Raw genomic sequence first — 23,688 nt, 5'->3', positions numbered from 1 at the left:
ACCCGTCTGACCAATGCCCGTGCGTGCAAATCCATAGCTGAGCCCGAGCTGGCCTACGGGGTCGCAGTCATGTGATGTGGGCTGCATTTACTGCAGCAGGATTTTGCGAAAGTCACCTCTGCGCTACCGCCGCAAAAGCACTTAGTGCTAAACCTAGTGCAAGATTGATCCCCCAAAAAATGATCTGCACTAAATAGATCCGATGACGAGCCAACGAGCGCACCAACTGGAAACAACGTCGATTTAATCGACAAAAGTCTTAGCCATAACAAGACATTCTGGTACTGTGATCTGGTTTCCCAATCTATTTCCCCTGATCATAAAAAAGGAGCGGATTCGTCTTTACCCTGCACTTAATCAACAGAATCAAGACGAGCTGGCCTCCATTCGGCTGCAAATATGGCTAACGCAATAATCAGAATTGAAAAATAGGCACTGAGCGGCAAGTGGTCCTGCAAGAAAAAAACACCTAAGAAAACACCCACAATAGGGACAAGATAGTTAGCAAATCCAGCAAAAGTAGCTCCTGCCACGCTAACAAGGCGCACGTACAAAACGTAGACAACACCACCAGCTAGAACGCCTTGAGCTAATAAAGCAATTACTGCGCTGGTCTGTAAGGGGTGATGCACTAAAGGTTGCCTCATTAGCAGTAAAACTGCGCCCAACTCAACGCTTCCACAAAAAAGGATATTTCTAGCGGTAAGAACAGGAGAGCCGACCTGGGGCAAACGACGAATCAGCACAAGGCTAACGGCAAAGCTCATAGCAGCAGCAAGGATGGCTAGGCTCCCAAGAGCGCTTCCCGTACCAGTAGATTGACTGAACTGCGGCCAGAGAAGAACAACAACGCCAACGAAACCGAGGATGATTCCAATGAATTTGCCTTTGGTAACAGGCTCATCTCTCACAAATATCAAAACTAATACAAGCGTGAATATTGCTACAAGTGACATTAGGATTGCAGCAACAGCACTATTAACATGCTGCTGTCCCCATGCCACTAAAAAGAAAGGCAATGTCGCTTCAAAAAAACCAACAAGAACGATCTGCAGCCAATAGCGAGAACCAGAGCCTTTGTTGGTCTTTGAATCTCGTGACACTGGTTTTAAAACCATGAAAAAACTGAGTGTTAAAAATCCAATTGCCGCCCGCAGCCATGCCACCGATTCGGCCGTAAAGACCTGCAGCGCAAAGTGGTTAAAAAGAAATTGCGACCCCCAGATTAAGGCGATCAGAAAGAGGAGACCATAGCGATAGGACAACCCCTGTTTTTTTTCTCTATGCAATGCCGTTGCCACTCAATTAGCCGCAACATAGGCGCCAACAGAAAACTCGCTTAAAAACTTAAAGAGGTCACATTCAACTTAATCAAACTCAAGGTGGCATACAGGTCAAAGCGGCCTAAGGCAAATTCACGCTAATAAAAATTGTCGACTTACAAGGGGATTCATCACAGACCAAAGACAAAAGTTTCTACCCAAAAATGTACAAAACACAGCGAACAAAACACATAATTCTCTCAATGGCATGTCGATGACTTTTACCATCAAGGATGGTCAAGTGGTCTGCCACAGGCATTGAATTCTTTCAGACTTTAAGTGTGGCGACTACACAAAGGCTGATTTCGCCATCGTGTCGAGATGCCAAGCAAGGACCGCCCACTTGTTGATCGCCATGCACCGAAGAACGGTATCGATGGGCTGATGAACACTCAGGAGCAAAGGGTCTGCCGCTTCAAGAACGACATGCCAACGCAGCAAGCTCAATGGGTAGAGGTCGAGACGCGGTCAGTGACAGACAGCGGTCAGCCAGTCATCCGCAGGTTGCTCAGGCATAACGCCATTGAGGCATGGGAGACCATGCAGAAGTCAGGCGGGTGGAAGCGTTGCTCGCCTAGGTGGTGATTCAGACCACTGCTATGAATGCTGAACAGACCTAATACCCATGCCCCTAGAAGAACTCAAAGCATTCCTAAAAAAAGTTAAAGGCGACTCCAGCCTTCAGGAGAAGCTCAAAGCTGCAGCGTTCCCTGATGCAGTTCATGCAATTTCGAAAGAGGCTTGGTTTATAATTTCTGCTGACGACTTCACTAACCTCTACCGCTCAAACCATCCAGAACTTGCAGACAACGAGCTGGAAGGTGCAGCTGGTGGATACCATTGACCACTGAATACCGGCTGGTGGTGCACTACAGTACAAGTGCATCAACAACCAAATCGTTCTGCCGATAGTGACTCATAACTGCACAAAAGAAGTAATTCGCAATATGGGCAAAATGTTAAACATGAAAGGTCAAATCTTTGAGATTTTTATTTCTTCAAACACACGCATAGGCCCTAAAATTAGATGTCTAATCACTGGCACAATTGAGTAAAAAATTTGCACAAAGATGCTGCAGTTCATCATTACCGTCGATACTAAACAGGCCTTATGCCGATAAATCTAGAACAACTAAAACAAAAACTTCCAAGAGAAAGTCAAAAGCAATTCCAACCTTCAAGAGAAACTGGAAGCAGCTAAATCCAAAATTATATTGTTGCTATTGGCAACGACCATATCCACAAATCTAGTACTGACATACTGAGTCTCCTCAGCGAAGATGAGCCTGAGGAAGTTCCTAGCGAACAGGCCAGTTAAACCAGAAACCACCTCCAATGCCAAAAAATTTAAGCTTAAATGTCGAAATTTTCAGAAGCTTTTAATTGGTTCAAATCAGATACACAAGCCCTTAAATAATTATTCAATTTATGAAACTAGTTGATTATTAACCTCGCCTAGTGCGGTTTGTATTGACTGCTCAGAACTGTGACCAAGATCACAGCATCCCTTGAGGTAGATCATCAATTTAGCTATTGATTCTGGAGATAGTGAGTGCATCGAGGCGGGCGCTACTGCACCCCCTGCCCTAACCACCGTACACAATGAATCAACACCAAAACACTCAAAACCAAGAGTTGAGCCTTGGAGTTAGCGAGGTTGCACATAACCGCCCATTGATCGCCACAAAGTTTTTTCTAAAACACGGCCTTCGCGTTGGAGCTATCGGTTGCATAGTCGCGACTTCCCTTAGCACTGCCCTTGCATGCAATGAACCCCATCTGCATCAAAAGACACGCTCAGCGGGATTTCTGCGCGACTGTGGTGGGCAAACGCCGGCATCAGTTGTCTCAATCAATTCAGGTTGCCCGAATGTTCAGCGTGGCTTAGTTAGCAGCGGATCAAAAGTCATTTTTCTGCAGGGCGTGAACCGCACATTTTCAGGCCAAAGAGGTTTTTGGTACGAGGTTCGTGTCGTTCAAAACCAATCCACTCAAAATGCATCTGCTAATGCAAGAGAAGGTGCAATTGGTTGGCTGAGGGCGAACAAATTCTAATGAGATATTCCACCAGACAAGCTCATAGATCTTTTTCGGCAGTCATCAACTCCGACTCGCTGGCGTTTGTGCCGAGGTGCTGCGGGTATGCAACCCAGCTATTGCCCAATGAACTGGCAGATCTCCCGATCATTCAGACCTCCGATCAGCCGCCTTCGCGTAACGGCTAAATGCAATTACAAGTGTCTTGCAGGTCAAAGATCTCAACATCCATCGGCAAGACGTCCTCTTGATCGCTGGCAGGTCTCTCCCTCAGGCGGCTGTGATGGATACAGCGGGGATAGTGGTCAGCCATCCGGCCAGAGTTTTCGAAAGTTCTGAATCAAGCGAGTCGCTGGAGCAGCTCTCAGTTTGCAGAGCTCATACAACGATTCATCGGTCCAATGCCCCTTGCCCCAACGCTCGAAACTCAGGCTGCAATGAGAGCTCAGCGAGGTCGTCATAACCCCCAACAACCTCTCCATCAATGAAGATCTGAGGAAAGGTGTTCATACCGCTGCGTTGCCGGAATGCCTCGAAGCGGTCGTCAGTTTCGATGGTTTCCAGGCGATGGGGAATGGAAAGCCTTTCCAATAATTGCCTGGCCCGAAGACTCCATGGACACCCGGGAAGCACCGCCAGCTCGACACGCTCGCCCAACCGAGCAGGCTCCTGAATGGGCTGCTGAATGGTCTGAGCAGTGGGCAGACCGCTGAGACCGAGAAGCAGCTGTGCACCCTTCAAAACAACAGTGCCTGGCTCAAGATGTCCTCCCCACACCTGACAGGCGCCGTCTGAAAGGCTGAGGTGAAGATGAACTCCTGAGGGGGAGAAGGTTCCATTCAGCGTGATGACCTCGAGTTCCCCGCTCATCCGTGTGGGCTGTTGCTGTCCAGGACAGCGAAACGTGGCCTGGGAGAGATTGCCGACCACCCCGAGAACAAATCCACTGAGCTGTTGCTGCATCGCCAGCTCAGACAGAGCCAGATGGAGGTCCTGACCGGGTTCCAGCTCAAGGGGCAGGGTCTCCATCCAGACAGAACAAGAAACCGCGTCAGGTTACGCCACAGCACCAGGCGCCCATTCGGTACATTTTAGATACTAAATAAACACGAAGACGTGTCATTCCTGGGAAGTTTGCTGCAAGAGCTGCAGGAACAGCTGCAGCATGAATCAATCGAGGTCACAGCGGCCCAAGTTGCTGAAGCTGCAGAGTCGGAACGACTCAACGTCACCCTTGCGGGCGGGGTCATGCACCGCCTCAAGCAGCAAGCTCTTGCCGAGGGTCGCAGCTGCAGCAGCCTTGCCAACTTTCTGATCGAAGACGGATTACGCCGACACGGAACTCTCAGATGAAGCCATGGATCCTCCAGTGTTTGCCATCACTGCAGCAGGCGATCAGTGATCGACTTGACCTCCCCGCTTCTCTGCATCTGCAACAGCTCCACATCAATGGGAGTGCGCAAGACACTGTTCATAGGGACCACGAATCCATAGGTCTGACTGGCTAGCGCAAAGGGCGCCATCTTGAAAGGCGCTTCAGGTTTCTGCTGAAGGTAATAACGAAGAGGGGCTTCATCAAACAGCACGGCCGCAACCTCTCCTTTCAACAACAGATCAATGGCCTTCTCAAGACTTGCGGATTCCCGGGCCCTGGCGCCATAAATTTTTGCCCAGGTTCCACTGGTGGTCCCGGCCACAACTGAAACAGTCTTGCCGCGCAGATCGGAGCGGTCCTGAATGGCTGAGGGTTCCAGTTTCGACAACGACACCGTGAATGCAGAAGCCAGACCTGCCGTGATCGATGACAGCGCCAGAAGCGACATCAGCATCCAGATACCAGCAATGATGCGACCGGTTCTTGTGGTGGGAGATCGATCTCCATAGCCGACCGTTGTAAGCGTTACCAGGGCAAACCACATGCCATTACCGACTCCATGCAGGTATTGGCGGGGGAAGTGCTCTGTATTGCGGCGACGCTCAGCAAGCCAGATGAGATTGCCGACTACAAACAGAAGGATCATCAAACCACCAAGTGACGACAAGGCCGCCCAGCCGAAGAAGGGTTTGAACCTTGCCCAAAGCCCAGGAGGCTTCACGGGAATCATCAACCCCTCCATGCCTTGGAAGTAAGGCTGAGTGAAATCAATCCTGGGGTTGGCCAGTCGGTCGGGGGTGATGCTGATCGGACCGACCGCAAGATCCACATCGCCGTTTTCAACGGCTTTCAGATTGGCCTCCGTATTGGGTAGGTAAAAGACTTCGTAGGGTTGGTTGAGGCGGTTTGCCACTTCTTCCCAGACCTGAGTGCTGATCCCCTGAACTGGTTCACCCTTCGGCATCACGAAAGGTGGTGCACCACTCACTCCAACTCGGAGAGGCTCTGCTACTGCCATTCCTGGAACAGCAACGCTGATCAAACCGGCGAGCAACAAAGAAATCCTGGGAACTCTGATCACGCGTTTCACCCGTTGTTCTCAAGACGCTTAACGATCACGCCCATGGCGATGAGCGATCCCAGCAGGGCAAGCAACAAAGCGAGAGTCATCAGAAGTCAATCGACTTATGCATTCTGAGGTTGCCACCCCAGAAGCTGAAAGGCCATTTCCAGATCGCCGATGAAGGGTGGAACATTTTTTTGAAACACTTCCTTGGTTTAGAAGCAAAATGGTGCAAATCTCAGCAGATCACCCCACTGTTGACTGCCATCAACGCCGAAAAGAACAGCGATCAGGCTGATGGCGAGCCAACAGCCCATGCACCCAACAACGTCGCGCATTGTCGTTGGCAATGGCGAGACGAAGAGCTGGTTTTGCTGGCGCAGAAAGCCATCTGGCGACCATCCGGCGAGGAACTCTTTGTAGCCGATCTGCATCTTGGTAAGGCAGAGGTTTTCCAAGCCTGTGGAATCCCACTTCCAAGTGATGACGACAGAAGCACATTGCTGCGGCTCGAGAAGCTCTGTCAACAGTGGAAGCCAACACGTGTGATCGTGCTTGGAGATTTGATCCATGGCCCACTCGGGCTCACCGAGCGCCTACGGGCAGACCTCAGGACCCTGCACAACCGCTTGAATGCTGAGGTGCTCCTGATCGGAGGCAACCATGACCGCCACCTGCATCCAGATGCTTTTCCCCAGCATCCAGCATTCAGGCTCGGAGAATTGTGGCTTAGCCATGAACCAGAACAGCCCATGGATGGGCGTGCTGGCCTGAATCTCTGCGGACATATCCACCCCACAACCACCCTGAGCCAGGGATCGGATCGACTCAAGCTTCCCTGCTTCGCCTACGACAACGTGGAACAGCGAATGCTCATTCCTGCCTTCGGAGAGTTGACGGGAGGGCATGACTGCCGTCACCGTTACCGCAAATGGCTGGTGGCCGAGGGCACCATTGTTCCTTGGCTCGACAACGCGCAGGCATCCAATGGATCCAAGGTGAAATGGTGACGCGGACCCGTTCCACCACTGCTGCGCCTCCACGCCAGAAGCGTATTCGGCGCAGTCGTTCCCGTCCGAAACGACTGCGAAAACGCTGGTTGGTTCTGGGTCTTCCACTTGGTGTCTTTGCAACCTTTGTCGCATTGGCCCCAGGCACTCCAGAACCTGATGCCATCGCGACACTGGAGGAGGGAGCCAGTGGTGACGCTCTTGGAGCCTTCCGCTATCAGTCGGACGATGAGGTCTACGCACTCGATTTCGATCCAAGAAAAGTGCGTTTGGGACTGCTCGAGGGCTGGGATCGGGAACAGGACGCCTTTGAGGATTCCGCGGCTCTGGCCTACGTATCAGGACCGATGTACGAACGCCACATCGACAATGGCGGACAGGAGATCACAGTTCCACTTGGGGATCTGAAATTCGGACAGAAGGTCTGGCAGGGCAGAAACCGCACAGCATCCCGACAGCGAGCATTCGTCGGCATCAAGCGAAATGGAGGAGTGGACTTCGGCTACGGGGAACTCACTCCAGAACGTGCTGAGATCTATGACATGTTCGTTGGTGGTTTGCACAGCGTCTACAACGATCTAATTGCAGCGCCGGACAGCTACAAGGGTGCTTACAGCATCAGCATGGGCCAGCGCATTCGCTACTACCTGCCAAGGATCCGGATGGTCTATGGACTACGCAGCGATGGCCGAATGGAAATGTTGATGAGCAGGGATGGCCTCACCCTGGAGCAAACGAGGGAGCTGGCCCGTCGCCGAGGGCTCGTCGCCGCCTACATGCCTGATCACGCCTCTAAGAGTCGCCTGATCATTCCAGGAGTGAAAGGTTTTACAGAGGAAGACGCCAACTGGATCAGCGGTGGAGCGACTAGTTTTGTCCACGTGCCCTACTTGCTGCGCCTGAGTGAGCGCCGCTTCCATCTGCAAGGTGGCTTGGTAGGAAACCTCGCCGAAAGCTTGCACTCAAAGGTGAAATGTCAGGGTCCTCTGGACTGTGCCCAAGTTGCTGGTCATCGCCTGATGGACAGGGCCCTTGCAGGGCTGAATCGCGTCATGGAGCAAGGCGTAGAGCCCGTTGCTCGATTGATCTGGAAACCGAAACGCCAACTCCTAAAGCCAGGCTTTTCGCAGGACGAACAAGAGGGCAAAGCGGAACGTTCACCGTTACCCGAACCACCCATCACTGCTGACCCACTCGTGCTGCTTGAACAGCCGCGGCCAAGCGAAGAATCGGACGCTGAGGGACCCGAATCAGCATTTCCGTCCTACGAACGCGATCTTCCTCCAGACCTCCCGCCACCCGTTCTGCTCACACCGGAACCATTTCCCAATGAAGACTCCCCGGTGCTCCCATCCCCTGCATCCGATCAACTAGAGCCAATCACTGAATCCACCGCAGATACAGAGACTGTTGAAGACCAGAAGCCAAACCTGACTCAGACTGATCCCTTAATAGGGGCACCACCGCCGCCCTTGCTGCCACCGCCAGCGCCTTAAGATCAGCATCACGCGTGAAACTGCACTCAATGATTGAAAAACAAGAACTAGCGAAGAGCAAGTAACATTAAAACTAAAGACAAAAAATATTTCTCAAAAAGCAACTTTAACCAAGCTTCTTCTTACAGCCTGAACGAAGAGAGCAGGCATCTATCCCCTCGCTGGGTGCCAGTTCTTTGAGTTCTTTTATTACCCCTTGATCTTAAATGTGGCAGTCAAACTCCATGAGACTGTAGCCCAACATAAGGACAAAGGTTCCGCTGACCTTGCCAAAAGGAAATAAGCTGATGGCTTCTCAATGTCATAAATCTGATGAATGTTTTTCATTTTTATAGCAATAGTCTTGGAACTACTTTGCCCAATATCGCATTGAACGTCGATACTCAGCAAGATCAACTATGTGGCAACAACTAACCATGGCAGTCATCAGATTTAAGGCAATACCAATGATGTCACATCAATCAGATCCTGAAAAAATAGTATCGAAGCCTGGAGCTAATGACTAATGAGTTCGGCAGATATCTTGAACTCTCAGAGTGACTGGCAATGCCCTTACCGCTGAAAGAGTCCGTTGCAATCTCCAGTCGCGGGTGTCTTGAAGCAAATGTTTTCCGGAGACCAGTAGCCGACAGCAGGGAAGCGAAGGCCCTGGCGACGAGCTTCGGCATTGACTGCTTCGACACCGCGGGCGGTCACCAGCACATGGCCAGGCGCTTCCACCTGATCGAGGAATGCCTGTTCAGCCATCTCCTTTTGAGGAGAGGCTGATATCGGACTGGCGATCAGCGCGAGCAAAGACCCGAAAAACACGAAACAAGCGGTGCGTACAGACATCATTCAGCGGCGGTAAATCAAGCAAAAAGAAATCAGTTGGTGGTCACGACCACAGGAGTCCCGACGTCTACCTGTTGAAACAGTGTGACCACATCTTTGTTCAACATGCGGATACATCCCAGGCTGACTGCCGAACGCAGCTTCACCCAATTGGGCCAGGCCGTTCCGTGAATCGCGTATTCGCCTGATCCAACTTGGAAATAGGCCATGTAGCGAACACCCACCGGGTTCTTGGGACCCGGTGCAATCACCTTGCCTCCCTTGTGATAGACGGGTGCCTCCTCCTTGCGTGTGATGGCGTAGCTGCCTGCAGGGGTTGGAGATTCAGGAGCACCGATGGCAACGGGGAAACGCTCCACCACCTTTCCGTTATCGAACAGGGTGAGATAACGATCCTTGAGGCTGATTTCAATGGCCTTCTCTGCCCGTGCAGGCATTTGGAGCAGACCGAGAGTCAGCAAAGCCAACCCTGCAGAACCAGCCATCCGCCTCAATCGAAAAACCATGCCTCGGGACTCACATTCCGCGACATTGTGACCCAAGAACGGATCCGGCTACCGTCGCACCACTGTTGCTCTGACCTGTGACTCACTTCCAGGCGTTCCATTCCGCACTCAGAAGTCTTCCCGCCCGGGGGATTGCCGCTGCCGTTCTCGGTGTCTTTTGCGGGATGACTCAAAGAGCTGAAGCAGGGTTCTCTCCTGAACAGCTGGCTGCCTTTGAGATCACGGAAATGAAAGCCACCGTGACCACAGCCCTCCCGGCACAGAAGGTGATCGAGGTAATCGATCCCCATGGTCACAAGGAAATCCTCACCGTGGGGATCGATCTCGAGCCCCTTGCTCTAAAGCAAGGTGATGAGGTTTCACTTTCCATTCTCGACGGCCTTGTTGTCGAACTGGAAGCCAGTACCAACCAAGACCTGAGTTTCAACCGCGAAGACATCATTCTTCCCTCGGACATGGGAAAGCTAAAGAAGGGCATGCGTGTGGCGCTGGCCTCTGGAACAGCTGAGGTCATCAGCATCGATCGGCAAGACAACAGCATTGATCTGCTGGGACCCCTCGGTGGCATTAACAACCTGGATGTGGTGATCACCGATGGAGCAGACCCCTTTGATCGCATCAAAGTTGGTGACACCGTCGATTTCCGACTGATCCAGCCCCTGGCTGTAAATGTGCGCAAATTGCCCGGCTCGACCACAGGTCAGGCCCTCAAGGGCTATCAGGTGAATGGAGAGCCGTTGCTGGTGAGCCCTCTGGCTGCCCAGGAGGTCAGCCTGAAAAGCGAGCTGCTTGAGGCCTTCGAACTCGCTCAGCTCACCGCCACCATCGAACAGCTGGTTCCTGGTCAGAAGCTGCTCAGGGTGAAGGGAGCTCGAGGGCACAGCATGCTGATTACATCAGCGATCGACCCGAACGCAGCGGGGCTCAAGGTCGGAGATCAGGTGAACATTGAAATGCTGCAAGGACTGGTGGTGGATCTGCGCAGCTCTCAGCAGAATCAGCTGACTCTGCAGAGAGAAGACCGCAAGCTGGGTCGTGATTTCGGACCGGTGCCTGCAGGTGCTCGGGTGGCCATGGCCAGTGGAACAGCAGAAGTTGTGCGCCTCTCTCGCACCGATCACAAGGTGACCTTGAGAGGCCCACTGGGCAAGATCCATAAGCTCGACATCCGCCCTGAGCTGGAAGATGAGGTTTTTGCCGGTTTGAGCGTTGGCGACATGGTCGACTTCCGTCTGATCAAACCAATTGCCATCCGTATCCAGCCAGTCGCCCAGCGTTAGCTCTGAGCTGATGCCAGTGCCCTAACGACATCTCCGCGAGTGAGAACCCCCACAGGACGGCGGTCCGTATCTACAACAATCAGACGTTGGGTGCCCTTTTCATGCAGCATCGAAGCAGCCTTGGGTAGTGGCAGGCCGACTTCGCAACTGTGGCTGTCACGGTGCATCAGGTCACCAACACTGTTGCCCAGCACCTGATGCACCTGGCGATCCCAGTTCAACGGATTGCGCAGGTAAATCACACTGTCGAGCAACATCACATAAGGACCAACATCCACACCGCTCTCGCGGACCATCAGATCCTGTTCGGTCAGTTCTCCGATCAGAACGCCCTCCCCGTCAACCACAGGCAGGCCACTCACATGGTGATCGTTGAGCAGACTGACAGCATCCTGCAGAGGGGTCTCCGCCGTCACCGTCAGCACCGGAGCGGACATCACCTCCCCGACCGTCTGCTGGAGCACCATGGGTCCTGATCAACTGCACGCATTCTGAGCCTTGATCTCTCCCTGGCGATTGTGGGCCGATCGACTCACGCTCCTGCGCGCCATCCTCGGAGCTCCGCTGCTGGTGCTGCTGGCTTCAGAACAGCAAAGCTGGGCTTGGTTGTTACTGCTGATCGGAGCCTTGAGCGACTGGGCTGACGGATGGATGGCGCGCAAAGCTGATGGAGGCAGCAGTTGGGGAGCAAAACTCGATCCCCTTGCTGACAAGTTGTTAATCAGCGCTCCATTGATCTGGTTGGCAGCCGAGCGACAACTGCCCCTGTGGGCTGTATGGCTGCTGCTGGCGCGAGAATTACTGATCTCCGGATGGCGTTCGGGTAGCTCCAGCGGAGCTCCAGCCTCTTGGCTGGGGAAATCGAAAACCACCGTTCAATTTCTGAGCCTATTTCTGATGCTTTGGCCCCCGAGCTGGACATCAGTCCAGATCACTCAGGTCCTGCATGCACTGGGTTGGTGGCTGTTCTGGCCAGGCCTGGTGCTTGCCCTCTGGTCAGCCATCGCTTACCTCAGCCCCCGATCAGCGCTTGGTCGGCACTGAAGTCGGGTGCCGATGTTGGAGCCAGCGCATAGTCGCGCTTGTAGCTGTCTGCCATGCAGCCATGGGCGTCAAAGCGTGGGGTCCAGGCAAGCTCTCGCTCAACGCGGCTGATATCAGTCAGAAAGTGGCTGAGTCTCAACGGAAAGCCTTTGCGGGCCTTCGGATCAAGTCCACTGGGATCGAAGCTGCGCAAGTCAAGGCTGCCAGGCTGACGACCACAGGCCAGAGCTGCTGCCTCGATCAGGCCCAGGAATGTGATCCCTCTCTTGGCAGAGCAGTTGTAGATGCGATTGCAAGAGGCATCCACCTCAAGGCAGCGCGCCATGGCTTCAGCGAGGTCCTCCACATGGCCGATCTGGGTGATGGTCGTTCCATCTCCAGGCAGGGGGATGGGACGCTCATTGACGATGCGATCGAAGAACCAACGCTCCACTGGGTTGTAGTTGCCCGGTCCGAGGATGTAAGTGGGTCTGAAGCTCGTGAAAGCAATCCCTTCTCGCATCAGCCATCGCTCGGTTTCACCCTTGCCAACATGACGACTTGCAGGATCAAGGGGACTGTCTTCATCCAGTGGCCAGATATGGCTGCCTGCATAGACACCTGCTGAACTCACGTAGAGAAAACGATGGCTGGGCGCACCCGTGCGCTCCACCACTCGCTGACTATCAGACAACGTGCGCCCGGAACTATCGACAATCACATCAAAAGCACGGCCCTTGAGCTGATCCAAGGACTGATCGTCTCCACGATCTCCATTCACCGCCTCAACACCTTCAGGAACGGGCTGACGTCCGCGCGTGAACAGGGTGAGCCTGTGACCCTGCTGAAGCAAACGGCTTACCAGGGGCTTGCCGACAAAACGGGTTCCCCCCATTAACAGGATTTGCACGATCACCCAGGCAGACCAAGGGTTATTGAAGCGCGCCCAACCCACCCATGCAGGATGGGAGTCTGTCCATTGCAACGGCCATGCAGATCATTCCAGCCATCGACCTGCTGGGTGGGGCCTGCGTGCGTTTACACCAAGGGGATTACGACCAGGTCACCCGCTTCAGCGATGACCCGGTATCCCAGGCTTTGAGCTGGCAAGACCAAGGGGCTCGCCGTCTGCACCTCGTGGATCTCGACGGTGCTCGCAGCGGTCAGCCGATCAACGATGCTGCTGTTCGCTCAATCACAGAGGCGCTTTCGATCCCTGTTCAGCTCGGTGGCGGCGTGCGTTCGGCTGAACGCGCCGAGGAACTTCTGGGGTGCGGTCTCGAACGCGTCATTCTCGGTACGGTCGCGTTGGAGCAACCAGAACTTGTCGTGGAGCTGGCGGACCGCCATCCCGGCAAGATCATCGTCGGCATTGATGCCCGCCACGGCAAAGTCGCCACAAGGGGATGGCTGGAAAACAGCGATACGGAAGCCACTGCACTGGCCGCAAGCTTCAGTGAATCTGCGATTGCAGCCATCATCAGTACCGACATCAGCACCGATGGAACCCTGGCGGGACCCAACCTCAAAGCCCTGAGGCAGATGGCCGAGGCCAGCGCTGTTCCTGTGATCGCCTCAGGCGGAGTGGGCTGCATGGCTGACTTGCTTGCCCTGTTAGCACTGGAGCCCCTCGGCGTTGAGGCTGTGATTGTTGGACGAGCTCTCTACGACGGCCGCATTGACCTGCGAGAGGCGCTCATGGGGCTGGGCGATGGACGACTTCAGGACCCACCAACAGGACTGTTGAACGACATGGCCTGAAAGCATCATCCAGCCGGGTCTAACCTGAAATCGTTACGACGACTGCCGTGGAGTCGCTGGTCCAGTCATTTCTGCCGAAGGGATCCAGCGACAAGCGCACGCTTCAGGATGCCTTCGATCATTGCCGCCATCTAGGTATGCGACTCAGCCGACAGCGGCGAATGGTGCTCGACCTGCTGTGGAGCGAAGCCAGTCACCTCAGCGCAAGAGACATCTTTGAGAAAATCAACCAGCAAGGCCGGCGAATCGGCCATACCTCCGTCTATCAAAACCTTGAAGCACTTCAAAGTGCGGGTGTGATCGAGTGCCTCGATCGAGCCAGTGGTCGGCTGTATGGGTATCGCAACGATCCCCATAGCCATCTCACCTGCCTAGAGACAGGTGCGATCGAAGACCTGGATGTGAAACTTCCAGACGATCTTCTAAGAGAAATCGAACGCCGGACCGGATTCAACATCGAGTCGTACACCCTGCAGCTGAACGGCCGTCCGAGAATTGCCACTGGAGCATCCTCGCCAGTGCCGTTACCTTGACGCTCATCAGCACAGTTTCAGGGCACCGTGACCGACCAGGACCGGGAGATTCTCCTTTTCGCTCCCGATCTTCTCGGTGAAAGCCTTGCTGCGGAACTCTCCACTGAACAGCTGACAGTTCGGGTCAGACGTTCGGCGGATCAGCTTCAGGGGCAACCTTCACTTGTGATTTGGTCACTGCCGACGGAGACTCAGTCTCTGATTCTGGAGCGGGAGATCCTGCAGCTGCAACAACGCTGGGCACCTGCACCCATGTTGCTGCTGTTACCCGCCGACTACAGACGTGATCCGCAGGCACTGCTCTCCTTGAACTGCGATGGCATTCTCCAGGACCCAGACCTTGCAGGACTCAGGGAGGCGGTCCAGACCCTCCTGAGTGGAGGCAGAGTGCTGAAGATCAAGCCCCATTCAGCTCACGCCTCAAGCAACGACCAGGACCTGAGCATTGCGCAGTGGCTTCTGGTCAGTGGCCTGCAGCAGATCGGTCGAGATCTCCAAGTCATCGAAGCGCTACTCGATCCCCCGCCTGAGCATCTTGTGATGCGACTGATGCTGGAGGGTCGTTGTCGTGAACTGCGCAGTGCCAGAAACCTCCTTCTTTGGCTCTGGGGACCGCTTCACACCGGCCTGGCTGAGGCGGTACCGCTAGGTGATCAGAGCAAAACACTTGAACTCACTCTGAGCGACAGACAACCGGCGGCCGTCTGGGATGCCATTCAGCAACGACTCGAAGGTGCTGTAAGCAGTGGACTCGGAAACGGCACAGGCCAGTTGCTGGCCATAGAGGGGCTTCATCCGGAACGACGCCGCGACCTCTTACTCGCTCTTCTGCAGCAATTGCATGAGGTTCTTTTACGTCTGCGCGACGATGAGCTTGTCTGCACGCGTGACCAGAAAGCACTGAGTGCTCGCTGGCACTCCTTGCAGACAGAAGTGAAGCAGCAAGCTTTGCGCAGCGTCGCTGGCAACTATGTGCGGCTTCCGCAGGGCGAAAGTCTTGTTGCCGTGGCCGACCAACTGGTGGATCGGACGGATCTCCGACAATCGGATGATGAGCTGCCAGACCCACAGACCATGCTGGCGTCCCTGGTGCTGGATCAACCGGTCCTCGTCGATGGTCAGCTGCTTCCCTCAGACGATCCCAGAGCTCTGCTGCAGCTGGAGACCCTGATCAGCAACTGGCTTGTGCGCACAGCAGAGCTGATTGGTTCCGAACTGCTCGGAGTCTGCGGCGAATGGCCCGAACTGCGCCGATATCTGCTGCAGCAGAATCTGGTTTCCACACGCGAGCTGGAACGTCTGCGCAACCAACTCAACAGTCAGTCGCGCTGGCAGGACTGGATCGAACGTCCGATCCGCTTGTACGAGAGTCGGCGATTGCTGTTCAGCCTCAAAACAGGACGCATCGAACCGTTGCTTTTGACCGAGCCAAGGGATCAGGAGCTCAGGCGTCTGCGCTGGTGGCAACAGCAGGTCGCTCTGATCGTGGAAGCCCGAGATGCCATCGCACCACAGGTTCAGGCCTTGGTGAAACGTCTTGGTGACTTGATGGTGGTAGTGCTGACCCAGGTGGTAGGTCGGGCGATCGGTCTGATCGGACGTGGCATTGCTCAAGGCATGGGTCGAAGTCTCGGGCGCAGCTGATTCTCAGCGGCGAGGGGTGACCAGGGCTCAGAATGGCCGGACTGTATCGGTGCCATGACCGCGTTTCTGATCCGTTCCATCGTCGCGGTACTGGCCTTGATGCTGATGGCGTTACCGGCTCAGGCCATACGGGAAACAGACAGCTACGACGGCAATATTTTCGCGCTGTATGCCGGTAATGGATCTCTGGTTCCCCCTGCTGTCACCCTGGCTGATTCACAACAAGCGGGACGCACAAGCGTCATCGTTTACTACCTCGATGACAGCAGAACAAGCAAAGCCTTCTCTCCAGCTGTGTCGGAACTTCAAAGGCTCTGGGGAAACAGCGTTGACCTTCTGCCTTTGACCACTGACGCTCTGCAGGGGAGAACCACCAACGACCTCACTGATCCTGCGCATTACTGGCACGGAATTGTTCCGCAGGTGGTGGTGATCGACGGAGATGGCCAGCTGTTGCTCGACGAGGAGGGGCAAGTCCCTCTCGAGCAGATCAACGCTGCCATCAGTCAGGCAACCGGACTTCCCGCCCCGCAGGGAGAAAGTATGAGCCTCAGTTTCAACGAGCTCAACACGGAAGTGATCTCACGTTGAACGTTCACGCGGACGCCTTACGCTGCGCGCCATTGAGACCGGCCGACAGCCGACGTTGACATGTGTGTTCTGCTTGTGATTCTGCTCCTAATCGGACTGGGAGTGTTCTGGATCGAAGCGCGGCATCGGTTGAGGCCGGCATCTCCTCTGACACTTCGCCAGCACGATTGGAGCGTTGCAAGCAATGGCAATGATCTTGAACTGGAGGGATGGATCGAAATCTCCAACCCCCATGCGCGCATGGAGGTGATGGTGCCTGAGCTACAGATCAACCCTGTTCTGATCGGCAGCTCAAACCTGCGCGATGTAACGGTCAAAACCCGGATCACACCACACCATCCTGACGAAGACACTCGGGCAGACGGCTACTGGCCGGCCTACATCGTGAAAGGTCACAAAACCACTCGCATCAAGGTCAACGTCAGCCTCAGCGGTCAGACAGGCGAGGTGATTGCCAATCGGGTCGATACGGTCTGGATCGATGTCAACTGGGTGAACTACGGCCCCTTCGGACGTCTCAACCGTCGCCAGGGCGTGGTTGTGCCCCTACGCAGACCTGCTGTGGTGCAGCCAAGCCAAGCTGAATTCCGCGCTGGAGAGAACTGCAAGGTGCTTCCCTTGAAAACGCACTTGCTGGGACCTCTCGATAACACCATTGAGGTACTTCGTGACTATGCGGGCGAGCTCGTGCAACCAGGTGACATTCTCACGATCGGGGAAACCCCTGTCGCGGTGATTCAGGGGAGATACAACCATCCCTCCATGGTCGAACCGACCTGGATCGCTCGCTTGCTCTGCCGAGTGTTCCACCCCACTAGCAGCCTCGCTACCGCCTGCGGGTTGCAAACACTGATCGATCAGGTCGGACCGACCCGAGTCCTCCTCGCTTGGTCGATTGGCTTGGCGCTGAAAAGTGTTGGTTTTAAAGGCTGGTTCTATCGACTCGCCGGCGATCAAGCGCGCCTGATTGATGACATCACCGGAACAACACCCCCTTACGACCAAACCATCGTGCTTGGCCCAGCAGAGCCGGTCCGCCTTTGCCAGGATGCCGCAGACGCTCTGGGCGTCTGCGTTGCAATCGTTGATGTCAACGATCTTGGTCGGGTGAAGGTCCTGGCCTCGAGCAACGGCTGTGATGAAGCGCTGCTACATCGCGCTCTACGACCCAACCCAGCGGGGAATGCCAACGAGCGCACTCCACTGGTGCTGGTCAGGCCGGCTTGACCTCACACAACGAAAGGCGGCGATAGATTTAAACAGTGGTGGAGGGCTGCCGTGGCAACATCAGCCGGATTCCGGCTCAGGGTTGAGCCCTTAAAAGCCGGTCATTTGGCCCAGATTGCGTCGGCTTCCGATGCCTGTTCCAGCATCGAGAACAGCGCTCTGCAGAGCTTGCTGGTTCAGTCCTGGTTTAGCCGTCTCGAACAGTGTCTTCCTGACCCTCTCAACGCGCGACTCACGCGGGTGCTCGCTCTGATTGAGTCGTCCTCTGAATCAGCGGACCAGATCGAATCCCTGCTACTAATGCGCTCCAGCAACCGTCGCAACAGTTGCTGGCATCTCGACGTTCTCTCCATTGCTTCACCTCTTCACTTCAGTCGCCAGCAAGGCCTGCGATTGCTGATCCAGCAGGCACTAAGCGATGACATCGCCCGCTGTCGTAGCTGGCTCGTGCGCTGCGACCCCACGGACCGGCCGCAACTGGATCTCCTGCGAGAGCTTGGATTTCAGCCTCTGCGCCAGGCGCGCATCTGGAATCCGCCGGTCACAGTTTCGCCATCACCCCCTGACGCAGAGAGCAATCTGCAGCTGTCAGAAGGACTCAGCTGGAATCCTCTCAACCAAAACAATGCACGACAGCTGTTGGCCCTTGAGCAGGCCAGCATCAGTCCACAGCACAGACAGATCCTTGATCGCCAGTGGTGCGACCTGCTCGACCTGCGCGGCGGCGGGTCAACTGTTTTGACAGTGGAGAGAGATGAAAGCAGTCAGGTGATTGCAGGGCTGATCAAGCGTCCATGGGGGATGGATTCACCCCGTCTTGAAGTGCTGCGGGGTCCGGCGTGGGATGAACGCATCGGCATTGGATTACCCGCAGCGTTATCTCAACTACTCAGTCAGCCGATTCCCCCAACACTTCTCGTTGCGGAAGAAGACCACCAGCTGAAGTCCGTACTCGCAAGAGAGGGATGGCAGGAAGGATCTCAAGAAATGATGCTGGGGCGAAGCATCTGGAGGCGTGTGCACCAGCGCAGCCTGGGTGGGCTCCGGCCACTTGAATCCATGCTTGGTCGCCTGCAGCCTCAACAACCTCCATTGCCCACCCCGAGCCTGGCCCCGAGGCGTTGAGTTGAACTCACGTCCCCGCGCGCGATCTGCTCTCAGCCTTGATGTAGGGCGTCGAAGAATCGGACTGGCAGGCTGTGACGGCCTTGGATTGACTGTCACACCACTCCAGGCGTTGAAACGTGGTGACTTCGGCAACGATCTCAGTCAAATCAAGACACTCTGCGACGATCGCCGGGTAGAAGCATTGGTCGTGGGACTTCCTCTGGATGACAGCGGCAACCCAACCATGCAAGCCAAATACTGTCATCGCTACGGAGTCCGCCTGGCCCGTGCCCTGTCACTTCCGATGGCCCTTGTGAACGAGCACAGCAGCAGCTGGGCAGCTGGAGAGCGCCATCAGCTGCATGGTGATCGCACTGGCCGACTGGACAGCGCAGCGGCAGCACTTCTGCTTGAACAGTGGCTAGCCGATGGACCTGAAGCGCAACCAGTCCAGATGGCGCCTGAGGATCGTGGCGAAACGGATGCTGATGCAAGATCCTGTATTTCAATTCCTCCAGCGCCATGAGTTCAAGCGGACCTGCATCCAGCGGTGAGGTGCCCACCGTTCTCGTCAAGGACCGTGACGGACATGACCTGCTCTGTTTTCTTGAGCAACTCATTCCACTCGATGACAAGGATTACGCCCTGCTCACGCCGGTTGACACGCCTGTATGTCTGTTCCGGCTGCGAGACGGGGATGATCCGGAGCTGATCGAAAGCATCACCAGTAGCGAACCGATCCTTTCAGTCGCTGACGTCGTGCTTCAGGAACACGATCTCACCCTGGTTCGCTCAGCGGTGACTCTGACCGTCAACGGTGAGCTTGATGAACCAGACCCCGAAGATCTCGACGATGAGGACGTTGATGATGAATCCGAGACCTACGAGCTGTTGGTGAGTTTTCTGGTGGATGAACAGGAATACGGCCTGTACATCCCTCTGGATCCATTTTTTGTTGTGGCAAGGATGGACGACGGTGCAGCATTGCTGGTCGAGGGTGATGAGTTCGACCGCGTTCAACCAAGAATTGAAGCCGAGCTGGATGAACAGGGACTGCCTGAGTGATGCAGCGTCACTGGCTAATACCGGATTGGGATCCGGGGCTGACCCTGGCCCACTTGCCCCTGGAACCACTAATCGGGAGGGGAATCAGGGTTCTATTACTCGATGTGGACCGCACCCTTCTTCCAGGGCGTGATGTGGAACTTCCCGCTCCAATGCGTCGTTGGGCTGACGAAGCATCGCGTTTGCTGCACATCCATCTGATCAGCAACAACCCCTCGCGTCAGAGAATCCAGGCAGTGGCGGATCAGCTCAATGTGACGTACACCTGCTCGGCAGCAAAGCCTCGAAGAGGAGCGATTCGCCGTGTGATCAACAAGCTTCCAAATGTGCCCGCAGAGATCGCCATGGTGGGGGATCGCGTGTTCACCGATGTTCTTGCCGGCAACAGACTGGGGCTTTACACCGTGTTAGTGAGACCACCTCGCTTCGACGGCACACCGTGCAGTCACGATCGTGTTCAAAGGCTGGAACGGCATCTCGCCAGATTTTTTGGAGCAGTGGGTCAATGACGCTCAGGGTTGTGAAAGTGGGTACCAGCCTGCTGAGACAACGCCAAGAAACGTCCACGGCTGAGGCGATTGCAGGGTTATCCAGGACACTGGCGGAAAGCATGGGCCGCGGCGATCGAACGGTATTGGTGTCATCTGGAGCCGTTGGTCTCGGCTGCCAACGGCTCGGAATGACCCAGCGTCCCCTCAGCCTTCCAGGCCTGCAGGCTGCCGCATCAGTGGGCCAGGGATATTTAATGAGCCTCTATGAAAAAGCATTCTCCTGCCACTCCATTCCCGTAGCGCAGGTGCTTCTCACTCGAGCGGACCTTGCAGACCGCTTGAGCTACCACAATGCATCCGCCACATTGAATCAACTGCTCGAGTGGGGAGTGCTTCCTGTGGTGAATGGCAACGACACGGTGTCATCGGACGAGCTGAAATTCGGTGACAACGACACCCTCTCAGCTCTCGTAGCTGCTGCAGTCAAGGCAGATGAGCTGATTCTGCTCACTGATGTGGACAGCCTTTACTCAGCAGACCCTCGCAGTGATCTCAATGCCACTCCAATTAAGGATGTGCATGATCACGAGCAGATCGGAGAGCTCGAAGAAGGTGCAGGCAGCGGCGGCCAGTGGGGGACTGGGGGAATGGCCACAAAGCTTGCGGCTGCTCGAATCGCCACAGCAAGCGGCGTCACAGTGCATCTGGGCGATGGCCGAAAATCTGAGCCACTGCAGAACATTCTGCGCGGAGGGCGAGGCGGCACTGTTTTCCATCCCCATCCTCAACCGCTTGGCAATCGCAAGAGCTGGCTAGCCCATGCACTGAAACCAACAGGTTCGTTGCACCTTGATCCAGGAGCTTGTCGAGCACTGCTGAACAAGGGAGCTTCGCTTCTGCTTGTTGGTGTCACCGAGCTGGAGGGACAGTTCGATGCAAACCAGGCTGTGCTCCTGCTTAATGAGAACGGCCAGGAAGTGGCTAGAGGGCTGGCAACGATGAGCAGCGAGAAGTTGAGCGATCTCTTGACCGAGCAGTCATCGAATCAGACAACCACTGGCAATTCACCTGTCGTGGTCCATCGCGACGCCATGGTGTTGATGATGCCGACAACACACCAGGGCTCAAATTCATGAATAGTGCATTTAAATGAGAATTTTAAAGGGGAAGGCATCTCAAGCCCCCCAAATTCACTGATCAATCCGGCATAAACTCAAATAATTTAGCATAATTCAAAGACCTATTTGTTTGCGGAAAGTCCCATATAATACCCAAATCCGTTGGCACAAATCATACTAAGCAAGAGAAATGGGATAATAATATTGGCGTAATCGTGGGCCAGCCAAGACGTCAACAGAAATGCCCCGACAGACGCTGCAGCGAACAAACTAATAATCGGATCCTGTTTTGCTGACATAACAAGATTAACAACCATCGCTAGATTAGCGATAGACTCGCTACGCAGTGGTATCAGCGTCTACCACAACCAACAACATCAGAAGCAATACATCACCTAACCAACCCACCTTCAGTCGCTTATAACCCATTCAATCCAACTCCGATCAATGCGCAAACTAACGAAAAAGGATAAACTCCTTCAAACAGATGAACGGATTCGCACCGAACCGACAGCGAAGGACTACTTAATTGCAGGCAAAATCAAATAGATATAAAGAAGAAGGCCTGAATACAAAACTCCAAGAATCAGAATCCACTTGGACATAACTGCTTGTTGAGATGGTCCAGCATAGCCAACAGGCTAACCAACCTTTTTCTCAACTAAACAAATACGACCAAAAGACAACAACGGAGCGAAAGAATATTGACAAAAAATCCAAACCTAGAAACGAAACAACAACAACACTTGCCTCAAGCCGCAAGGCCTAAGAATTCAGCACTCAAGAATTTAAACCTCAAAACTAAAGCACGAAAGTACTTGCTTGCTCCTTGAAGCATTGGCAGAATTGAGAGTAGACAAAAAATCGAAAATCCCTTCATAAAGCATTACCTAGTCGCGGTGTTCGGCAAATGCAGTCAACCAGTATCGCCTATTTACACTCACGAAAAGTCGTGATTTCGGAACCGTTGGGGGCGCATCATCAACCTCTTAGCCGGCTAAATTAACTGGAACTTCTCACTGGATTCTCAAAGGCTGTCAGTAGCGAACGCGTTGCCAACCAGCCTGAGAATTTCAGCTGTGAAAACGATGTTCAGTCAATCGGTACGTCTCCATGCGCTTCAGCGAGTTGATCGCCATTCTTGAGCAGGGCGAATGCGGCGTTCTGAAGGTTTCCAGAGGCCAAGATCCTGAACTGCGTGGGGCTGCTTCTCTTGAATGCGCACAACCCGATCAGCTCAGCTTCCTTGAACAAGGCAATGCCCTGATCACAAGCCTTGAGACCAGTGCAGTGGGTGCACTACTCCTGCCTGATCAGGAGGAGCTGAAGACATTTGCCGAGCAAAGAAAACTGGCCTGGGCCGTCTGTCGCGATCCAAGACTGGCTTTCGCAGAAGCACTGGAACAATTGCATCCCCGTCCTGTTCAAAACGCCGGCATTCATCCCAGCGCCGTGATCTCCGATCGCGTGCAGATTGGCGCTGGTGTCAGCGTCTGCGCCAACGTGACGATTGGGGATGACACTCGGATCGGAGCTCAAACCGTGATCCATCCAGGAGTGGTGATCTACGGCAATGTGGAAATCGGTGAAGGGTGCGAATTGCATGCCAATGCCGTTCTTCACCCCGGATGCCGCATCGGCAAAGGTTGCGTTGTTCACTCCAACGCAGTCGTGGGATCCGAGGGGTTTGGCTTTGTGCCAACGGCCAAGGGTTGGCGCAAGATGCCCCAGACCGGATTGGTGGTTCTCGAAGATGGAGTCGAGATCGGCTGCGGGAGCACGATTGATCGTCCCTCCGTGGGTGAAACGCGGATTGGAGCCGGCAGCAAAGTCGACAACCTGGTCCAGATCGGCCACGGCGTGGTGACAGGACGGGGCTGCGCCCTGGCCTCACAGGTGGGTATTGCCGGTGGAGCGCGTCTCGGTCATGGGGTAATTCTTGCCGGACAGGTGGGCGTCGCCAATCGTGCAGTGATCGGCGACAGAGCCATCGCGAGCTCCAAGAGCGGCATCCATGGCGAGATCGCCTCAGGGGAAGTGGTGAGTGGTTATCCAGCCATTCCCAATAGGCTCTGGCTGCGCTGTTCTGCGGCCTTCAGCAAATTGCCGGAAATGACCAAACAACTTCGACAGCTCCAGCGTCAGGCTGCACCACCGGCCTCTCGCCCTGAAGGATCAGAGACCGCTCAGTAATCTCCCCCCAGC

At 54.7% G+C, this 23,688-nt stretch carries 25 protein-coding genes; 18 read left to right on the top strand and 7 right to left on the bottom strand.

What is annotated here, in order from left to right:
* Positions 1–353 precede the first annotated feature (353 nt).
* Complete coding sequence (locus DXY31_RS05145; protein WP_244279553.1) at positions 354–1,301, bottom strand: DMT family transporter; 948 nt, start codon at positions 1,299–1,301, stop codon at positions 354–356.
* Between the two features lie 342 nt (positions 1,302–1,643).
* On the opposite strand from DXY31_RS05145, the gene DXY31_RS05140 reads away from it, so the two are divergent.
* Together DXY31_RS05140 and DXY31_RS05135 are read left to right on the top strand one after the other, a co-directional pair.
* Positions 1,644–1,907 (top strand): DUF1651 domain-containing protein, encoded by a 264-nt coding sequence (locus DXY31_RS05140; protein WP_114992739.1) that lies wholly within the window; start codon positions 1,644–1,646, stop codon positions 1,905–1,907.
* A 40-nt stretch (positions 1,908–1,947) separates the two neighbouring features.
* Entirely contained in the window at positions 1,948–2,166 is a 219-nt protein-coding gene (locus DXY31_RS05135) for a Nif11-like leader peptide family natural product precursor (protein WP_114992738.1), read from the top strand.
* 1,583 nt (positions 2,167–3,749) lie between these two features.
* On the opposite strand, the gene DXY31_RS05130 is transcribed toward DXY31_RS05135, so the two are convergent.
* Positions 3,750–4,388, bottom strand: coding sequence for a PCC domain-containing protein (locus DXY31_RS05130; RefSeq protein ID WP_114992737.1), 639 nt, complete (start codon positions 4,386–4,388; stop codon positions 3,750–3,752).
* An 87-nt stretch (positions 4,389–4,475) separates the two neighbouring features.
* On the opposite strand from DXY31_RS05130, the gene DXY31_RS05125 reads away from it, so the two are divergent.
* A complete protein-coding gene (locus DXY31_RS05125) occupies positions 4,476–4,712 on the top strand; it encodes a CopG family transcriptional regulator (protein ID WP_114992736.1) in 237 nt (78 codons plus the stop codon).
* Positions 4,713–4,738: 26 nt separating this feature from the next.
* Here the strand turns inward: DXY31_RS05125 and DXY31_RS05120 are convergent, their stop codons facing one another.
* Positions 4,739–5,824 (bottom strand): transporter substrate-binding domain-containing protein, encoded by a 1,086-nt coding sequence (locus DXY31_RS05120; RefSeq protein WP_371639123.1) that lies wholly within the window; start codon positions 5,822–5,824, stop codon positions 4,739–4,741.
* A 230-nt stretch (positions 5,825–6,054) separates the two neighbouring features.
* On the opposite strand from DXY31_RS05120, the gene pdeM reads away from it, so the two are divergent.
* A complete protein-coding gene (gene pdeM, locus DXY31_RS05115; protein WP_256359615.1) occupies positions 6,055–6,807 on the top strand; it encodes a ligase-associated DNA damage response endonuclease PdeM in 753 nt (250 codons plus the stop codon).
* A complete protein-coding gene (locus tag DXY31_RS05110; protein ID WP_244279597.1) occupies positions 6,801–8,303 on the top strand; it encodes a hypothetical protein in 1,503 nt (500 codons plus the stop codon). The genes pdeM and DXY31_RS05110 overlap by 7 nt, the downstream gene beginning before the upstream one ends.
* A 552-nt stretch (positions 8,304–8,855) precedes the next feature.
* Here DXY31_RS05110 and DXY31_RS05105 read toward each other — a convergent pair.
* Together DXY31_RS05105 and DXY31_RS05100 are read right to left on the bottom strand one after the other, a co-directional pair.
* Positions 8,856–9,137, bottom strand: a complete 282-nt coding sequence (locus DXY31_RS05105) for a hypothetical protein (protein WP_170953564.1) — start codon at positions 9,135–9,137, stop codon at positions 8,856–8,858.
* Between the two features lie 32 nt (positions 9,138–9,169).
* A complete protein-coding gene (locus tag DXY31_RS05100; RefSeq protein ID WP_114992735.1) occupies positions 9,170–9,643 on the bottom strand; it encodes a L,D-transpeptidase in 474 nt (157 codons plus the stop codon).
* A gap of 77 nt (positions 9,644–9,720) precedes the next feature.
* Between DXY31_RS05100 and DXY31_RS05095 the strand changes: the two genes are divergently transcribed.
* Entirely contained in the window at positions 9,721–10,923 is a 1,203-nt protein-coding gene (locus DXY31_RS05095) for a hypothetical protein (protein WP_114992734.1), read from the top strand.
* On the opposite strand, the gene DXY31_RS05090 is transcribed toward DXY31_RS05095, so the two are convergent.
* Positions 10,920–11,390 carry a CBS domain-containing protein gene (locus tag DXY31_RS05090; protein WP_114992733.1) on the bottom strand — a complete coding sequence of 157 codons (471 nt, stop codon included), beginning with the start codon at positions 11,388–11,390 and terminating at the stop codon, positions 10,920–10,922. The two genes, DXY31_RS05095 and DXY31_RS05090, sit on opposite strands and share 4 nt — an antisense overlap.
* A 31-nt stretch (positions 11,391–11,421) precedes the next feature.
* On the opposite strand from DXY31_RS05090, the gene pgsA reads away from it, so the two are divergent.
* Positions 11,422–11,967 carry a CDP-diacylglycerol--glycerol-3-phosphate 3-phosphatidyltransferase gene (gene pgsA, locus DXY31_RS05085; protein ID WP_114992732.1) on the top strand — a complete coding sequence of 182 codons (546 nt, stop codon included), beginning with the start codon at positions 11,422–11,424 and terminating at the stop codon, positions 11,965–11,967.
* Here pgsA and DXY31_RS05080 read toward each other — a convergent pair.
* Entirely contained in the window at positions 11,936–12,856 is a 921-nt protein-coding gene (locus DXY31_RS05080; RefSeq protein WP_114993074.1) for an NAD-dependent epimerase/dehydratase family protein, read from the bottom strand. The genes pgsA and DXY31_RS05080 overlap by 32 nt on opposite strands.
* An 80-nt stretch (positions 12,857–12,936) precedes the next feature.
* Here DXY31_RS05080 and hisA point away from each other — a divergent pair, with 80 nt between their 5' ends.
* From hisA to lpxD, 11 genes are all read left to right on the top strand, one after another.
* The gene (hisA, locus tag DXY31_RS05075) at positions 12,937–13,707 is read left to right on the top strand and encodes a 1-(5-phosphoribosyl)-5-[(5-phosphoribosylamino)methylideneamino]imidazole-4-carboxamide isomerase (RefSeq protein ID WP_114993073.1); all 771 of its coding nucleotides are present in this window, start codon (positions 12,937–12,939) and stop codon (positions 13,705–13,707) included.
* Between the two features lie 137 nt (positions 13,708–13,844).
* Positions 13,845–14,240: a Fur family transcriptional regulator gene (locus DXY31_RS05070; RefSeq protein WP_114993072.1), complete on the top strand. Its 396-nt coding sequence runs from the start codon at positions 13,845–13,847 to the stop codon at positions 14,238–14,240.
* 27 nt (positions 14,241–14,267) lie between these two features.
* A complete protein-coding gene (locus DXY31_RS05065; protein ID WP_114992731.1) occupies positions 14,268–15,884 on the top strand; it encodes a DUF3685 domain-containing protein in 1,617 nt (538 codons plus the stop codon).
* A 54-nt stretch (positions 15,885–15,938) separates the two neighbouring features.
* The gene (locus DXY31_RS05060; RefSeq protein ID WP_114992730.1) at positions 15,939–16,475 is read left to right on the top strand and encodes a thylakoid membrane photosystem I accumulation factor; all 537 of its coding nucleotides are present in this window, start codon (positions 15,939–15,941) and stop codon (positions 16,473–16,475) included.
* A gap of 60 nt (positions 16,476–16,535) precedes the next feature.
* Positions 16,536–17,702 (top strand): F420-0:Gamma-glutamyl ligase, encoded by a 1,167-nt coding sequence (locus DXY31_RS05055; protein WP_114992729.1) that lies wholly within the window; start codon positions 16,536–16,538, stop codon positions 17,700–17,702.
* A 51-nt stretch (positions 17,703–17,753) separates the two neighbouring features.
* Positions 17,754–18,827 (top strand): hypothetical protein, encoded by a 1,074-nt coding sequence (locus DXY31_RS05050; protein ID WP_114992728.1) that lies wholly within the window; start codon positions 17,754–17,756, stop codon positions 18,825–18,827.
* Between the two features lies 1 nt (position 18,828).
* The gene (gene ruvX / locus DXY31_RS05045; RefSeq protein ID WP_114992727.1) at positions 18,829–19,335 is read left to right on the top strand and encodes a Holliday junction resolvase RuvX; all 507 of its coding nucleotides are present in this window, start codon (positions 18,829–18,831) and stop codon (positions 19,333–19,335) included.
* A complete protein-coding gene (locus tag DXY31_RS05040) occupies positions 19,332–19,874 on the top strand; it encodes a DUF3727 domain-containing protein (protein ID WP_114992726.1) in 543 nt (180 codons plus the stop codon). The genes ruvX and DXY31_RS05040 overlap by 4 nt, the downstream gene beginning before the upstream one ends.
* Positions 19,874–20,383 (top strand): YqeG family HAD IIIA-type phosphatase, encoded by a 510-nt coding sequence (locus tag DXY31_RS05035; RefSeq protein ID WP_114992725.1) that lies wholly within the window; start codon positions 19,874–19,876, stop codon positions 20,381–20,383. The genes DXY31_RS05040 and DXY31_RS05035 overlap by 1 nt, the downstream gene beginning before the upstream one ends.
* Complete coding sequence (proB, locus tag DXY31_RS05030) at positions 20,380–21,501, top strand: glutamate 5-kinase (protein ID WP_114992724.1); 1,122 nt, start codon at positions 20,380–20,382, stop codon at positions 21,499–21,501. The genes DXY31_RS05035 and proB overlap by 4 nt, the downstream gene beginning before the upstream one ends.
* A 1,095-nt stretch (positions 21,502–22,596) precedes the next feature.
* Entirely contained in the window at positions 22,597–23,676 is a 1,080-nt protein-coding gene (gene lpxD / locus DXY31_RS05020; RefSeq protein ID WP_114992722.1) for a UDP-3-O-(3-hydroxymyristoyl)glucosamine N-acyltransferase, read from the top strand.
* The last annotated feature ends 12 nt before the right edge of the window (positions 23,677–23,688 follow it).

This window comes from Synechococcus sp. UW179A, from assembly GCF_900473965.1.
Taxonomy (GTDB): domain Bacteria; phylum Cyanobacteriota; class Cyanobacteriia; order PCC-6307; family Cyanobiaceae; genus Synechococcus_C.
Note: the sequence above shows the minus strand (reverse complement) of the source record. Positions and strands in the feature narration are given on the sequence as shown.